We start from the raw sequence: 15,387 nt of genomic DNA on the forward strand, positions 1-15,387 counted from the left end.
CCACATTTACTTAAAAAAAATGCCAGCTTTGACAAGCTGGCATTTTAAAATTGTACTACATTATTATTTTGCTGGAGTGGGTACCGCAGGTGTATTTTGAACAGGAGCCACAGGAGCTGAAGTTGAAGTATTATCAATAATTTTAGAATCTGTATCACTTAATGATCCAGTAAAGCTCAAGCTTGAAAGAAGTATAAGTGCAATTAAAATAGTGGCGAGCATCCAAGTGCTTTTATCTAAAAAGTCAGTTGTTTTTTGTACTCCGCCCATCATTTGAGAACCACCCAGTGTAGAAGATAAACCGCCACCTTTAGGGTTTTGAACCATAATAACTACGATTAATAAAAAACAAACTATAGTTATTAAAACTAAAAAAATTGAAAATGTGCTCATTGTTTAATTATTGTTATGTTGTAAAATCTTTATATCCGATATGCGGTCTGCAAAGAAACTACTTTTTTCTGGATATTTCAAAATTAATATTTGATAAGCTTGAATCGCTTTTTGATACTTTTTTTGTTCTAAATAAACGCGTGCCAAAGTCTCAGTCATTAAATAGGAATTGTCACTTGCATTTAAATCAAATACAACAGTAGAAGGCACGCCATGCTTTACAGGAGAAATTTTTGGGCTTGTTTCAATAAACTTATCTATTAATTCTGATTTTTTTATTTTATCAACATCTTTTAAAGTAGTAATTTGATTTGTTACTTTTTCTTGTTTCCTCTGAATAGGTTGAAATCTAGAAAGCTGAAGCCATTCTTGAAAAGAATGTTGCTCATTTTTAGAAAAATCTAATGGTTTTCCAATAGCCAAGTTTTCTTGTGCTTTTTTAGAAGAATCTTTAGATTCGTAAATAGCAGCCTTCTTTATAGTGGTGAGTATAGATTGTTCTAAATTGTTTGCTTTTAGTGTAGCTTCTTCTTTGTTTACAACAATTTCACTATCAACCACCTGAGTATTAAAAAGTGTCAGCGCTTTTTTATCATATAATTTTTTGTCTATGGCAATAAAAGAATCCGATGTTATAAAATCAAATAAAACGGCTCTATCTGTTGAATAGGCAGCAGTTTTTTTTAAGGCAATATTATATTTAAAACTATTTTGATTATAAAGTTGTTTTAGCTGAATTGCTCGCGCACTTTGAAAATATGGAAATTCATCCAATACTTTGTCTAAAATCTCGGCTTGTTTATCGAGGACTCTATCTGGCTTGTTAATCAAATATATATAATCAGTTACATTCATTTTTTGAGTTTAGTGATCGGTGTTCAGTGTTCAGTGATTAGTTTAAATTTTATTAACAAATTGATAAAAATTGCAACTATTGATTTTTTACTTTTTACCATTTAGCTAAAGATTCATTAAAGATATCTTGCGTTATTCGTTCAAAAATATCCTTGAGAGCAAAGTTTAAAGTGGCGCCAGTTAATTGTTGCTCTGCGGGATAATCATAATAAAAAGAAAAGGTTTTTTCAAAATCATCAGTTTCCTTTTTTCTATTAGCAAATCGTACATTAATTCTTATCGTTAATCGGTTTTGAGAAGCTCTCTGATCTGCTGTTGCTGTCATCGGGCTTATTCTATAATCTATAATTTCTCCTTCATAAGATAAGTCAGCACCAGTTTTAACCAAATTTAAATTGGTTTGGTTCTGAATTAAATCCTGTAGTTCTAATGTAAATCTTCTGTCAATACCTGGTTCGATCAACTCAGCATTATTCTGAAAAAATCCTACTTGAAATGTTTTAGCATCAATTTTACCAGTCCCCGTAAAGTTATAAATAGAACAGCTATTTGTTAAGATTAAAATAAGTAATAATCCTGCTAAATAAATTTTTTTCATAAAGTTTTAAAATTACTATTGAAATGATTTTTTATATTTTTTCTTAGTTTAATTATAAATCAAACTGTTTAATTTTACGATATAAAGTTCTTTCTGAAATACCTAATTCATCTGCAGCAGCTTTTCGTTTTCCTTTATTTTTTTCTAATGATTTTTTAATCATTTCAATTTCCTTTTGCTCTAATCGCAAAGTTTCTTCTTCTTCTACAGTTTCTGCAAAAAGATAATTGTCATCATTTTCTTGATACAGTTCATCATCACGCTGAGAAGTGATTAATGCGCCTCTCGGTTGTTCTTCAAAATCAATTTCGCTATCATTTTCCTTAGAACCATATATCTTTTTAATTAAATTTTGATTTGTTTCTTGAACTTTGGAACTTCCATTTTGAATTAGTTCTAATGTTAATTTTTTCAAATCATTCAAATCACTTTTCATATCAAAAAGTACTTTATATAGAATCTCTCTTTCCGTACTAAAATCACTTTCACTGTTTTTATCTTTAATCACCGATGGTAAATTACTACCTTGTTCTGGCAGATAAGATTGAAGTGTGGCGGCAGAAATATCTCTGTTAGTTTCTAAAACGGAGATTTGTTCGGCAACATTTCGCAATTGACGGATATTTCCACTCCAGCGAAATTTTTGCAACAGCGGTATAGCGTTCTCTTCTAATTTTAATGGTGGCATCTTGTATTTATACGCAAAATCAGCAACAAATTTTCTAAATAAAAGATGAATATCGTCTTTTCGCTCTCTTAAAGGCGGTAAAATAATATCAACAGTACTCAAGCGATAATATAAATCCTCGCGGAATTTCCCTTTATTAATAGCATCAAATAAATTTACATTTGTAGCAGCTACAATTCTTACGTTTGTTTTTTGAACTTGTGACGAGCCCACTTTTATAAACTCACCGTTTTCAAGTACTCGAAGCAAACGCACTTGTGTTGTCAGAGGTAATTCACCTACTTCATCTAAGAAAATAGTACCTCCATCTGCTACTTCAAAATAGCCTTCACGAGTGTTTGTTGCACCTGTAAAAGCGCCTTTCTCATGTCCAAAAAGTTCACTGTCAATAGTTCCCTCTGGAATAGCACCGCAGTTTACTGCAATATATTTTCCGTGCTTTCTATGTGAAAGTGAATGTATAATCCTAGGAATATTTTCTTTTCCCACACCACTTTCTCCCGCTACTAATACTGTAATGTCAGTAGGAGCAACCTGAATGGCTTTTTCTATCGCACGATTAAGCTTTGGGTCGTTACCAATTATCTCAAACCGTTGTTTTATGTTTTGAACTGTTTCCATATATTATTGCGAGGAGCAGCGAGGCGAGTGGCAAAGCAAACTCATTATTATTTCTTGGACCACAAATTACACAAATTTTCACAAATCATGTTTTAAGTGTTTAATCAGTAGGAGCAACCTGAATGGCTTTTTCTATCGCACGATTAAGCTTTGGGTCATTCCGAATTATCTCAAACCGTTGTTTTATGTTTTGAACTGATTCCATATATTATTGCGAGGAGCAGCGAGGCGAGTGGCAAAGCAAACTCATTATTATTTGTTCGACCACAAATTACACAAATTTTCACAATTTATGTTTTAAGTGCAAATCAGTCTTTTATGAACTAAAGATTTGTTTTGGAAGTTTGCGATTATTCCAATGGGAGTATCTGCTAACTTCATATAATTTAAGGTTTGCGCAAGATGATCATTGCTAATCTCTTTTACTGATTTTACTTCTAGGATTATATCATCGTAAACTACAAATTCAGCATAAAATTTATTAGGTAAAATAATTCCTTTGTATTCTACATTATATTCTTTTTCTCTTTCATAAGGAATATTATTGTTTTTCAATTCTATTTCTAAAGCGTCTTTATATACAATCTCTAATAATTCAGGACCAAGTATTCTATGCACTTCCATACAAAGACCAACTATTTCATAATTTTCATTTTTCTTGTAATAATATTCATTAGTGTCACTCATATTCGATTCTTATAAGAATGAATTTGCGGAAATTTGCGCAATTTGTGGTTGATTTTTTAAATTCATTTCACTTAATCCAACAGCTTCACCTTTTAAAGTTCCACTAGTGCAACTTGTAATTTTCACATTGACAAAATCTCCAATTTTATAATTCTCTTTTGGAAAAACCACGGTAATACTTTGTGAATTTCTTCCAGAAAACTCTTCAGTTGATTTTTTTGAGACTTTCTCAACTAAAACTTCAACTATTTGTCCTATAAATTCCTCAGAGCGAAACCACGCATGTTTTTGTTGGAGATCCACAATTTCTTGTAATCTTCTGGCTTTTATAATTTCAGGCACATCATCCTTCATTTTTCTTCCTGCCAATGTTCCAGGGCGCTCCGAATACGAATACATATAACCAAAATTGTATTTAACATATTCCATTAAACTTAAAGTGTCTTGGTGATCTTGCTCTGTTTCTGTTGGAAAACCAGAAATCATATCTTGCGAAATAGATACATTAGGAATCATAGCTCTAATTTTATCAATCAAAGACATATATTCTTCGCGAGTGTGTAAGCGATTCATTTCCTTTAAAATTCTATTACTTCCTGATTGTACGGGTAAGTGAATGTGTTTGCAAATATTAGGATATTTTGCTATCACATGCAAAATGCTTTCATGCATATCCTGCGGATTCGAAGTCGAAAAACGAATTCTCATTTTAGGGAAACCTACCGCCACCATTTCAAGTAATTGATCAAAATCGATTGCTGTGGCTTGTTGCATTTCAGATGCATTTGTAAAATCTTTTTTCAATCCGCCACCATACCACAAGTAACTATCTACGTTCTGACCTAAAAGTGTTATTTCCTTAAAACCTTTTTCCCATAAATCCTGAATTTCCTTGATGATACTTTGCGGCTCGCGGCTTCGTTCTCGACCACGTGTAAAAGGCACTACGCAAAAAGTGCACATATTATCACAACCACGAGTAATAGAAACCAAAGCTGTAATTCCATTACTCATCAATCGTACTGGAGAAATATCACCATACGTTTCATCTTTTGACAAAATCACATTTATAGCATCACGTCCTTCTTCGACTTCACTTAATAAATTAGGCAAATCTTTATATGCATCAGGACCTACAACAAGATCAACAATTTTTTCTTCGTCTAGGAATTTTTCTTTCAAACGTTCAGCCATGCAGCCTAAAACTCCCACTTTCATTTTTGGATTAATGCGTTTTACCGCATTGTATTTCTCCAATCGTTTCCGAATCGTTTGTTCTGCTTTATCCCGAATAGAACAAGTATTTACTAAAACTAAATCAGCATCTTCAAGTGTTTGTGTGGTATTGTAACCATTGCTAGACAATATAGAAGCCACAATCTCGCTATCCGAAAAATTCATCGCACAGCCGTAACTCTCTATAAAAAGTTTTTTCGTATTCTCAGGTTTATTCTCTAAAACTAGACTTTCGCCTTGTTTGCTCTCTTCAATAATCTTTTCCATCAAGTAATTTAAAATGCAAAGATAATGTAAATACAATAATTATGACAAGATGTCAGATTAAGAATTAACAAAATTTAGGGGATTGAAGTTTTGTTAGTAATTATCAATAAATACAAAACGGAGTTATGTTTTTTTAGGAATAAACATGCTGACTGTTATAAAGTAAATTTGAAATCAATCCCGAGACTTCGGAACGTTATTCAAAATTCTGAAATCATTTAGAGCTCTTTGCTTTCCGCGGTAATTCTGAGTTTTTAGTACTCGTAAAATAATTAAAGTCTTCAGGGTTTATTAAAGAAGATTATTTAGTGGCTTTTGTTCTGAAAAAATATTTCATCTTCCTTTGCGATTCCAAACTTTCGCATTTATTAATTGAACTCAAATTATAAATAAAAGGCTCTCTTTTATTACTAAAATAGAGCCTTTGACCAACAAATTAAAATCATAAAATTAAAATAAATCGACATTTAATTGAATTCTAGCAATTTTATTAGCCGGATTCCACATCGCAGTTGCTGAGACAGGTAATTTGTATTGAAATATTTCAATATTTTTAGCGACTGTCATTCCTGCATTTACAATATCAAAATCACTTTCTACTGCATTAGTGTATAAGTGCTTATTACCACTAAGAGGAAAAGCCGCTCCCATAAATAAATTTAGATTTACTTTTTGATCTCTAATTATAGGGTAACTTATTTCTACATAGGTAGAGTTTCTGCTGCTATAATTATTGCTTCCTTTTACTTCACGATCATTTAGACCGCTGTACAGCAACATATCTGCTTCAATCCTTAAGGGGAAGGCTGCAGGAAAACGATAGGATGTTCTTAAATCAATAAGATGCGTGGTGCTGTTTTTATTGTAATTGAAAACTTCTGGTTTTTCTATTCCGGTCGTGTTGAATAGATCCCACAAACCGATAGAAAAATTATTTTTTTGGTATTGAATGAAATAATTTATTTCAGTGTATTTTCCATTAAATCCTGCGCCTCCCCAAAATCCAACGCTGAGGTTACGTTCTTTTCCAAGTGCGTAATGGATGTAACCAGTTGCGGTCATGCCGTCATTAATGACAAGCCCCCGCCATAAATGACTAGTTTTAAGATTAACATTAAAGTCTAATCGAGATGTTTTTGTCTCTTCTAAGGGAGTAACTATTGTGTCTGAAATAACTGTGTTTTGAGCGTATCCAGACATCCCTGTAAATAAAAGTACAGCGGCAATTAGTATTTTTTTCATGATTTAGTTTTTTTAAACGAAGTGTTAACTAAGTAGTATGTAGCAAAATGCGGCTAAAGTCGATCCTATTATAGGACCTAAAATAGGAATCCAAGCGTAACTCCAATCACTATTCCCTTTTAGAAGCAAGGAATGTACGATCCTAGGACCTAAATCTCTAGCGGGATTTATTGCATATCCTGTTGTGCCGCCTAAGCTTAATCCAATTGCCCATACTAGAATAGCAACGGGCAAAGCACCTATTGAACCTAATCCAATTTTAGCATCTGCTGCATCTGCAATGCTAACATTTGGTCCTGCTAGATAAAAAATCACAAAAATCAATACAAATGTTCCTATGATTTCGCTGATTAAATTTGAAGAATAATTGCGGATCGCTGGTCCTGTGCTGAAACAAGCTAATTTTGCGCCTTCGTCGTCAGTGGCAGCAAAGTGGTCTTTGTGCGATAGCCAAACTAAAAATGCGCCTAGCATCGCTCCAATAATTTGTGCCAATACGTAAGAAGCTAATTGGCTCCAGGCAAATTTACCTACAAGCGCTAATCCTAACGTTACTATTGGGTTTAAGTGTGCGCCACTTACTGGACCTGCCACTACTACGCCAACAAATACGGCAAACGCCCAAGCGGTAGTAATCACAATCCAACCTGAATTATTTCCTTTTGTGCCTTTTAGAACTACGTTTGCAACTACGCCGTTTCCTAAAAGAATCATTAACATCGTGCCAATTATTTCTGCTATAAATGGTGTCATATCTTCTGCTTTTCTGTTTTAAGTCTAATTTTCGATCCAGTTTTCTGCACGGCCAACGGCTTTATGCCAGTTTCTAACTAGTTCGTCTACTTCTACTTTTGGCATCTCAGGAGAAAAAACATGATCAATCGACCATTGTTCTTGTAATTCATCAATACTTTTCCAGTAGCCGACAGCTAAGCCAGCTAAATACGCTGCTCCTAATGCGGTAGTCTCAAGCATTTTGGGTCTAATTACATTAAAACCAAACAAATTAGATTGAAATTGCATCATTAAATTATTAACTGCTGCACCACCATCTACCCGTAATTCTTTTCCTTTTTTTCCAAAATCAGCTTCCATTGATTTTACCAAGTCATAGACTTGATAGGTAATTCCTTCTATAGTTGCTCTTGCTATGTGTGCGTGTGTTGTTCCTCTCGTTATTCCTAAAATTGCCCCTCTGGCATATTGATCCCAATGTGGTGCTCCTAAACCTGTCAAAGCAGGTACAAAATAAACCCCTCCATTATCAGGCACACTGGCAGCTAAAGTTTCTATTTCCTCTGCAGAATCAATCATTTTAGCGCCGTCTCGCAACCACTGTACTGCTGCTCCTCCTACAAAAACACTTCCTTCTAAGGCATAAGTCACTTTTCCGTTTATTTTCCAAGCAATTGTGGTAAGTAAATTATTTTTAGAATAAACAGGTTTGCTTCCAGTATTCATTAGCATAAAGCAACCCGTTCCATAAGTGTTTTTGACCATTCCGGGTTCGGTGCATAACTGTCCAAAGAGAGCCGCTTGCTGATCGCCAGCTACACCTGCAATTGGAATTTTAGTAGAAAATAATGTAGTACTAGTTTCGCCATATATTTCACTACTTTGTTTTACTTCTGGTAACATGGATCTAGGTATATCGAATAGTTCGAGTAATTCAGTATCCCATTCTAGGGTATGAATATTTAACAATAAAGTTCTGCTTGCATTAGAAACATCAGTCATGAACATTTTACCGCGAGTGAGTTTCCAGATTAACCAAGTATCTACGGTGCCAAAACATAGTTTTCCTTGTTCTGCTTTTTCTCTTGCTCCTTCCACATTGTCTAAAATCCATTTTACTTTAGTTCCAGAAAAATAGGCATCCAAAACTAATCCTGTCTTTTGTTGAATCATTTCTGCATACCCTGCCACTTTTAAATCATCACAATATTTTGCTGTTCGACGATCTTGCCAAACAATAGCATTGTACAAAGGTTCACTAGTTTCTCGATCCCAAACTATTGTTGTTTCACGCTGATTAGTGATTCCAATGGCTGCTATTTCTTTCCCTGAAATACCAAGTTTTGCAATCACCTCTGCAGCGCAACTTATTTGAGAAGACCAAATTTCATTAGGATTGTGCTCTACCCATCCTGGCTTAGGGAATAGCTGTTCAAAAGTTTTTTGAGTGACACCTACAATCTCTCCATCATGGTTAAAGACGATAGCTCTCGAAGATGTTGTTCCTTGATCTAATGTTAAGATTAATTTGTTTTTCATGATTATAAAATTTTTGGTTAATAGTATTATTTTTTAAATTCTTTCAGAAGGAATCCATTTGCAAGAGTTTTAAAATCTGCTATTTGGTTTTGTGTCCATGTCTTGTCATGACCTAATTCTTTTGCTAATAATTGTGCTACTTTTTCACATGATGCTATTGCTGCGCGAGCATCTAAGAATAATAAGCGAACTCTTCTAGCTAAAACATCATCAATTGTTCTTGCCATTTCGTGACGAATTGCCCAAGCTACTTCAGCCATCGTATAGTCGTAATCAGGATGTAATTTTTCTTTTAATTCAGGTTCTTGATTTTGTAACTCTACTATTTTAGAAATATCCGTTCCGTAGATATATAAATGATTCTTGCGGTCTCTTGCGTTTGTTATTTTGTTCCCGTGAATAGCAATATGTTCTGTTTTGCATTCCTTTTTTGGTAATTTACGTACCCGTATCGCTTTATCTATAATATCTTCTGCAATTTTTCGATACGTTGTCCATTTTCCTCCAGTTATCGTTATCAGTCCAGTCTCCGAAACAAATATTTTATGGCTTCTAGAAACTTCTTTGGTGCTTTTTCCTTCTTTTTCAGGAGCTGCAAGTGGTCTTAATCCGGCAAAAACGGATAAGACATCGGCACGTGAGGGTTTTTTTGATAGAAAGCGCTGTGCTGTTTCTAGTACAAAGTCAATTTCTTTTTCTAAAGCAATTGGTTCTAAACTATGGCTTTTAATTAGGGTGTCAGTTGTTCCTACAACAATTTTATCATGCCAAGGCACAGCAAATAGGACTCTACCGTCAGTTGTTTTTGGTATCATCAAAGCGTGATCGCTTGGTAGGAACGATTTATCAAATACAAGATGTATTCCTTGACTTGGAACAATATATTTTTTATAAACAGTATCGTTTAGTTTCATTATTGCATTAGTAAAGACTCCAGTTGCATTGATGATCGCTTTTCCTTTTAAGTCGATTAACTCTCCAGTTTCTTGATTTTTAACTTGAACGCCAGTGACTTGATTGTTACTGTCTTTTAATAGATTAACAACCTTTGTGTAATTTAATAGACAAGCGCCTTGTTCTACGGCTGTTTGTGCAATATTGATAGCCAAACGCGAATCATCAAATTGACCATCTTGATAAAGAACGCCACTTACTAATCCCTTTTGCTCTATTGTAGGGAGTAGCTCAATAGTTTTTTTCTTCGAAATATATTCAGATTTACCCAGACTTAGTTTGCCAGCTAACATGTCATAAATAGTAAGTCCTACGGTATAGAAATAACCGCCCCACCAATTGTAATTTGGTATCACAAAAGATTGATTTTTTACTAAATGGCCAGCATTTTGTGCCATTAAGCCTCTTTCTTTAAGCGCCTCTCTAACAAGAGAAATATCACCTTGCTCTAAATAGCGTACGCCGCCATGAACTAATTTAGTGCTTCGGCTTGAGGTTCCTTTTGCAAAATCTACTGCTTCGACTAAAATGGTTTTATAACCTCTGCTGGCGGCGTCAAGAGCAGTTCCAAGACCGCTGGCACCTCCACCAATAATGATTATATCCCATTCTGGAGTTTGTTTTAACTTTGATAATTGTTCGTTTAGTTTCATAATGTGTTTTTTAATTGTAAATTAAATATATTTACTTTCACATTACAAACATAATGAAGTAAAACGAAACTTTTACTATTTTCTCAAAAACTTTTTACTGAAATTGTGTTTTTGAGAAAAAATATGTTATAATTGTGTAGTTATAACTATTAAATATTGCTTTTATGAACAAGAGACAGGATGATATACTCAATGAATTAGATCAAAAGGGGTATGTGAATGTAGTTGATTTATGTGATACTCATAATGTTTCAGCTGTTACCATACGAAAGGATCTAAATTTTTTAGAAAATGAAAAGTTATTGCACCGAATGCATGGAGGAGCTAGTAAAAAAGCATTGTATGCTTTTGAGCGTAATATTGATGATAAACAGGAAATGCAAGTGGAGCAAAAAAAAACAAATTGCAGAAGAAGCATTAAAGTATATAAGTAACAGTGATTATATTATACTAGGTTCTGGTTCTAATATTCACTATTTATCTCAAATTATTAAGGGCTTTCATAAATTAACAGTTTTAACTCCTTCATTAAAGGTTTCTCTGGAGCTTTGTAAAGAAGCTAGTATTGATACAATTCAATTAGGGGGCGATATTCGAAACAGTTCAACGTCGGCTGTAGGGCCTATTGCTGAAGCTATCTTGAGTCAATTTTCTTGCAATAAATTATTTTTGGGAACTGATGGAGTGCATTTAGAATTTGGTTTAAGTACATCTAATGCTTTGGAAGCCCATTTAAATCAAGCCATGATTGAAGTTGCCGAGAAAGTTATCGTGTTAGCTGATTCTACAAAAATGAATATTAGAGGATTTGGTAAAATTTGCAATCTAAACAAGATTGACGTGCTTATTACTGATGAAGGTATCGATGTCGAAACTAAAATGAAACTAGAAGAAATCGGAATCAATGTTATTATAGCAGGTAAATTATAATAGTAAAATTTGAATTGTATCCTTGAAATACATCTAAAATCTAACTAATATACCTTGGTTTTTTTGTTGTCTTGTAATGATTATTTTTCTTCATCGACTAAAAATTTATGCTGTATTTTAACGTCTGATCCTTTTTAAAAATATTTTTAAAATTACCAAAAGTGCGTTATTTAAAAAAAACTTCTACTTTTGCCACAGAAAAATAGAGCAATGGCAAAGAATTTAGTAATAGTAGAGTCACCAGCAAAGGCAAAAACAATCGAGAAATTTCTAGGAAGCGATTTTCAAGTGGAATCGAGTTATGGACATATAGCCGACTTGCCTTCTAAAGAAATTGGGGTAGATGTAGAACATGGTTTCAAACCTAAATACGAAGTTTCTGCTGATAAAAAGGCCTTAGTAACTAAATTAAAAGCACTTGCTAAAAAAGCCGATATGGTCTGGCTAGCAAGTGATGAGGATCGCGAGGGAGAAGCTATTTCTTGGCATTTAGCCGAAGAATTAAATTTGGATAAAAAGAAAACAAAACGCATTGTTTTTCATGAAATCACCAAAACAGCTATTTTAAAAGCAATTGATAATCCGCGTGAAATTGATTATAATTTGGTAAACGCTCAGCAAGCGCGAAGAGTACTTGATCGATTAGTGGGTTATGAATTATCGCCCGTTTTATGGAGAAAAATAAAAGGCGGACTTTCGGCTGGTCGTGTACAATCGGTTTCTGTTAGGTTGATTGTGGAACGTGAAAGAGAAATTCAAAATTTTAATGCAGTTGCAACTTATTCTGTTGTAGCTGAATTTACAAATGAATCTGCTAAATCATTTAAAGCTAAACTGCCTAAAAATTTCAGTACTAAAAAAGAAGCGGAAGAATTTTTAAATAAAAATGTTGGCTCTGCATATAAGGTCTCAGATTTAGAAACAAAACCAACTAAAAAATCACCAACTGGCCCTTTTACAACTTCAACTTTGCAACAAGAAGCGGCTCGTAAATTGTATCTTCCAGTAGGGATTACTATGCAATTAGCACAGCGTTTATACGAAGCGGGACTTATTACCTATATGAGAACCGATAGTGTGAATCTTTCTAAAGATGCAATGGATGCAGCTCAGGCAGAAATCATTAAATCGTATGGGAAGGAATTCTCTAAGCCACGAACTTTTGTCAATAAAAGTAAAGGAGCGCAGGAAGCACACGAAGCCATACGGCCTACGGATATGTCCAGACATACAGTAGATATTGATAGAGACCAAGCGCGTTTATATGATTTGATTTGGAAAAGAACTTTAGCTTCCCAAATGAGCGATGCGCAATTAGAACGAACAAACGTGAAAATTGAAGCGAATAATCACAACGAAATATTTTCGGCTTCTGGCGAAGTTTTGCTTTTTGAAGGTTTCTTGAAGGTTTACTTGGAAGGTCACGATGATGATGAAGAGGAGCAAGAAGGAATGTTACCGGCAATGAAAGTCAACGAAAAGTTGCAAAACAATTATATTACAGCTACCGAGCGTTATTCACGCGCTGCTGCAAGATATACCGAAGCCTCTTTGGTTAAAAAATTAGAGGAATTAGGTATTGGTCGTCCTTCTACTTATGCACCAACCATTTCGACGATTATCAACAGAAATTATGTTGAGAAAGGAAATATGGACGGTCAGGAACGCAATTATACGCAACTTACTTTACAATCAGGAAAAGTAGGCGAGAAGTTGCTAAAAGAAAATACAGGCTCCGATAAAGGGAAACTGGTTCCTACAGATATTGGAACTATTGTTACTGATTTTTTGGTTAAAAATTTCGGAAATATATTAGATTATAATTTTACTGCTAAAGTAGAGCAAGATTTTGATGAAATCGCAGAAGGAAATATCGTTTGGACAAAAATGATGCAAGAATTCTACGATCAGTTTCATCCAAATGTGAAAGATGTAGAAGCTAATGCAGAAAGAGAAAGCGGAGAGCGGATTTTAGGAACCGATCCAAAAACTGGAAAGCCAGTTTCGGTACGCTTAGGGAAATTTGGGCCAATGGCTCAAATAGGAGCTGCAGATGACGAAGAAAAGAAGTTTGCTAGTTTGATGAATGATCAAAACATCGGTAATATTACATTAGAGGAAACGCTGAATTTATTTTTATTGCCAAAGAATCTTGGAACTTATAAAGATGAAGAAGTTGAAGTAAGTAACGGCCGTTATGGTCCGTATATTCGTCATGGAGCCGCTTTCGTTTCTTTGCCAAAAGGCGAAAATCCATTAGATATAGATTTTGACAGGGCAAAAGAACTAATTGACGAAAAAGCACTTGCTGATGCGCCAATTGCCATTTATAAAGGAGAAGGCGTCCAAAAAGGAGTAGGACGTTTTGGTGCTTTTATTAAGTGGGATGGTTTATTTATTAATGTTAGTAAGAAATATGATTTTGATAATTTATCACAGTCAAACATTGAGACATTGATTGAAGATAAACTACAAAAAAACATTGATAAGGTTTTACATAACTGGGAAGAGGAAGGTATTTTAGTTGAGAAAGCACGCTGGGGACGTTCCGTTATTACTAAAGGCAAGGTCAAAATTGAATTGAGTAAAGATGTTGACGCTACCAAATTAAGTTTAGAAGAAGTTCAGGAAATGATTGCGAAAAAAACTCCAGCTAAAAAAGTCACTGCTAAAAAAGCACCTGTAAAAAAAGCGACCGTAAAGAAAGCTGCAGTTAAAAAACCTGTTTCAAAAAAATAAATAATGGAATTTGACTTTTTGAGGCCTTTGCAAGGCGAAATAATAGAATATATTAATGAAATTACTACTCAGCAATTAGGAAGTAAAATTATATTAAATACACTAGAAGTATTTCCCGATCTAGACAAAATAAAAATTGCTATAGTTGGTGTTTTAGAAAATCGAGCTGATAAAAATGCTTTTGCAAATGTAGATTTGCTTTCAGTACGGAAAGAATTGTATAATTTATTTCCAGGAAATTGGGTTACAGATATAGCTGATTTAGGCGATATTTTGCCAGGAGATTCAGTTACAGATACTTATTTTGCCGTTAAAAATGTAGTTTCAAGCTTACTAAAGAAAAAGATCATTCCTATTATAATAGGTGGTTCTCAAGACTTGACTTATGCCATATATAGAGGATATGACCAGTTAGAGCAAATGGTTAATTTAGTTGCAATTGATAATAAATTTGATTTTGGGAAGGACGATGAAGTGATGACCGCATCATCATATTTAACCCAAATTATCATTGACGAACCTAATAATCTATTTAACTATTCTAATTTAGGTTATCAAACCTATTATAATTCGCAAGAAGAAATTGATTTAATCGAAAAGTTATATTTTGATGCTTATAGATTAGGTGAGGTCTCTAATAATAGTGCAATCGCTGAACCTGTTTTTAGAGATGCTGATTTAGTTAGTATTGATATGAACTCAATTAAATCTGCTGATTCTGGTAACGTTGTTTCATTTGAACCAAATGGATTCAATGGTAAAGAAATTTGTACTTTGTCAAGATATGCTGGACTAAGTGATAAAGTATCATCATTAGGAATATTTAATCATACTAATAATGCACAAGAATCAAAGTTAATCGCGCAAATAATTTGGTATTTTATGGAAGGTTTTCACTACCGATCTAATGAATATCCTTTTGGAAGTAAAGAAAATTATTTGAAGTATATAGTCCCATTAGAAGAGCAAGAACTTGTCTTTTATAAAAGTGATAAAACAGGTCGCTGGTGGATAGAAATTCCATTTATTTCTAATGCTAATAATAAACTAAAAAGAAATACGTTATTACCCTGTTCTTATAATGAATATTTATTAGCATGCGATCAGGAAATCCCTGAGAGATGGTGGAAAGCACAAAGAAAAAATACGCTGTAAAATACTTTAATGTTAATTTAAGAAAAATTTAAATAAAAATTTTTGTTTGTAATAAAACAATTGTTTTTTTGAAAAAAAATAAATAGGTTTACAGC

General features: G+C 33.7%; 12 protein-coding genes and 1 pseudogene. 3 read left to right on the forward strand and 10 right to left on the reverse strand.

What is annotated here, in order from left to right; genetic code table 11:
- Window positions 1–63: 63 nt before the first annotated feature.
- The 10 genes from secG to RCH18_RS07265 form a co-directional block, all read right to left on the reverse strand.
- A complete protein-coding gene (gene secG / locus RCH18_RS07220) occupies window positions 64–393 on the reverse strand; it encodes a preprotein translocase subunit SecG (protein ID WP_326936081.1) in 330 nt (109 codons plus the stop codon).
- A 3-nt stretch (window positions 394–396) separates the two neighbouring features.
- Complete coding sequence (locus tag RCH18_RS07225; protein ID WP_326936082.1) at window positions 397–1,248, reverse strand: tetratricopeptide repeat protein; 852 nt, start codon at window positions 1,246–1,248, stop codon at window positions 397–399.
- A 94-nt stretch (window positions 1,249–1,342) separates the two neighbouring features.
- The gene (locus RCH18_RS07230) at window positions 1,343–1,846 is read right to left on the reverse strand and encodes an LptE family protein (RefSeq protein WP_326936083.1); all 504 of its coding nucleotides are present in this window, start codon (window positions 1,844–1,846) and stop codon (window positions 1,343–1,345) included.
- 52 nt (window positions 1,847–1,898) lie between these two features.
- Window positions 1,899–3,155, reverse strand: coding sequence for a sigma-54 dependent transcriptional regulator (locus RCH18_RS07235; protein WP_326936084.1), 1,257 nt, complete (start codon window positions 3,153–3,155; stop codon window positions 1,899–1,901).
- Window positions 3,156–3,452: 297 nt separating this feature from the next.
- Complete coding sequence (locus RCH18_RS07240) at window positions 3,453–3,842, reverse strand: GxxExxY protein (RefSeq protein WP_326936085.1); 390 nt, start codon at window positions 3,840–3,842, stop codon at window positions 3,453–3,455.
- A 9-nt stretch (window positions 3,843–3,851) separates the two neighbouring features.
- Window positions 3,852–5,345 carry a tRNA (N6-isopentenyl adenosine(37)-C2)-methylthiotransferase MiaB gene (gene miaB / locus RCH18_RS07245; protein ID WP_326936086.1) on the reverse strand — a complete coding sequence of 498 codons (1,494 nt, stop codon included), beginning with the start codon at window positions 5,343–5,345 and terminating at the stop codon, window positions 3,852–3,854.
- Window positions 5,346–5,795: 450 nt separating this feature from the next.
- Window positions 5,796–6,587 (reverse strand): hypothetical protein, encoded by a 792-nt coding sequence (locus tag RCH18_RS07250; protein WP_326936087.1) that lies wholly within the window; start codon window positions 6,585–6,587, stop codon window positions 5,796–5,798.
- A gap of 24 nt (window positions 6,588–6,611) precedes the next feature.
- Window positions 6,612–7,340 (reverse strand): MIP/aquaporin family protein, encoded by a 729-nt coding sequence (locus RCH18_RS07255; RefSeq protein ID WP_326936088.1) that lies wholly within the window; start codon window positions 7,338–7,340, stop codon window positions 6,612–6,614.
- Between the two features lie 24 nt (window positions 7,341–7,364).
- Window positions 7,365–8,861 (reverse strand): glycerol kinase GlpK, encoded by a 1,497-nt coding sequence (glpK, locus tag RCH18_RS07260; RefSeq protein ID WP_326936089.1) that lies wholly within the window; start codon window positions 8,859–8,861, stop codon window positions 7,365–7,367.
- A gap of 26 nt (window positions 8,862–8,887) precedes the next feature.
- A complete protein-coding gene (locus tag RCH18_RS07265) occupies window positions 8,888–10,468 on the reverse strand; it encodes a glycerol-3-phosphate dehydrogenase/oxidase (RefSeq protein ID WP_326936090.1) in 1,581 nt (526 codons plus the stop codon).
- A gap of 164 nt (window positions 10,469–10,632) precedes the next feature.
- On the opposite strand from RCH18_RS07265, the pseudogene RCH18_RS07270 reads away from it, so the two are divergent.
- The 3 genes and pseudogenes from RCH18_RS07270 to RCH18_RS07280 all read left to right on the forward strand — a co-directional run bounded on the left by RCH18_RS07270 (window position 10,633) and on the right by RCH18_RS07280 (window position 15,292).
- A pseudogene (locus RCH18_RS07270) lies at window positions 10,633–11,398 on the forward strand (DeoR/GlpR family DNA-binding transcription regulator).
- 210 nt (window positions 11,399–11,608) lie between these two features.
- A complete protein-coding gene (gene topA / locus RCH18_RS07275; protein ID WP_326936091.1) occupies window positions 11,609–14,137 on the forward strand; it encodes a type I DNA topoisomerase in 2,529 nt (842 codons plus the stop codon).
- Window positions 14,138–14,140: 3 nt separating this feature from the next.
- Window positions 14,141–15,292 carry a formimidoylglutamase gene (locus RCH18_RS07280; protein ID WP_326936092.1) on the forward strand — a complete coding sequence of 384 codons (1,152 nt, stop codon included), beginning with the start codon at window positions 14,141–14,143 and terminating at the stop codon, window positions 15,290–15,292.
- Window positions 15,293–15,387: the final 95 nt, after the last annotated feature.

Origin of the sequence: Flavobacterium sp. PL11 (assembly GCF_035985025.1) — a bacterium.
Lineage (GTDB): Bacteria > Bacteroidota > Bacteroidia > Flavobacteriales > Flavobacteriaceae > Flavobacterium.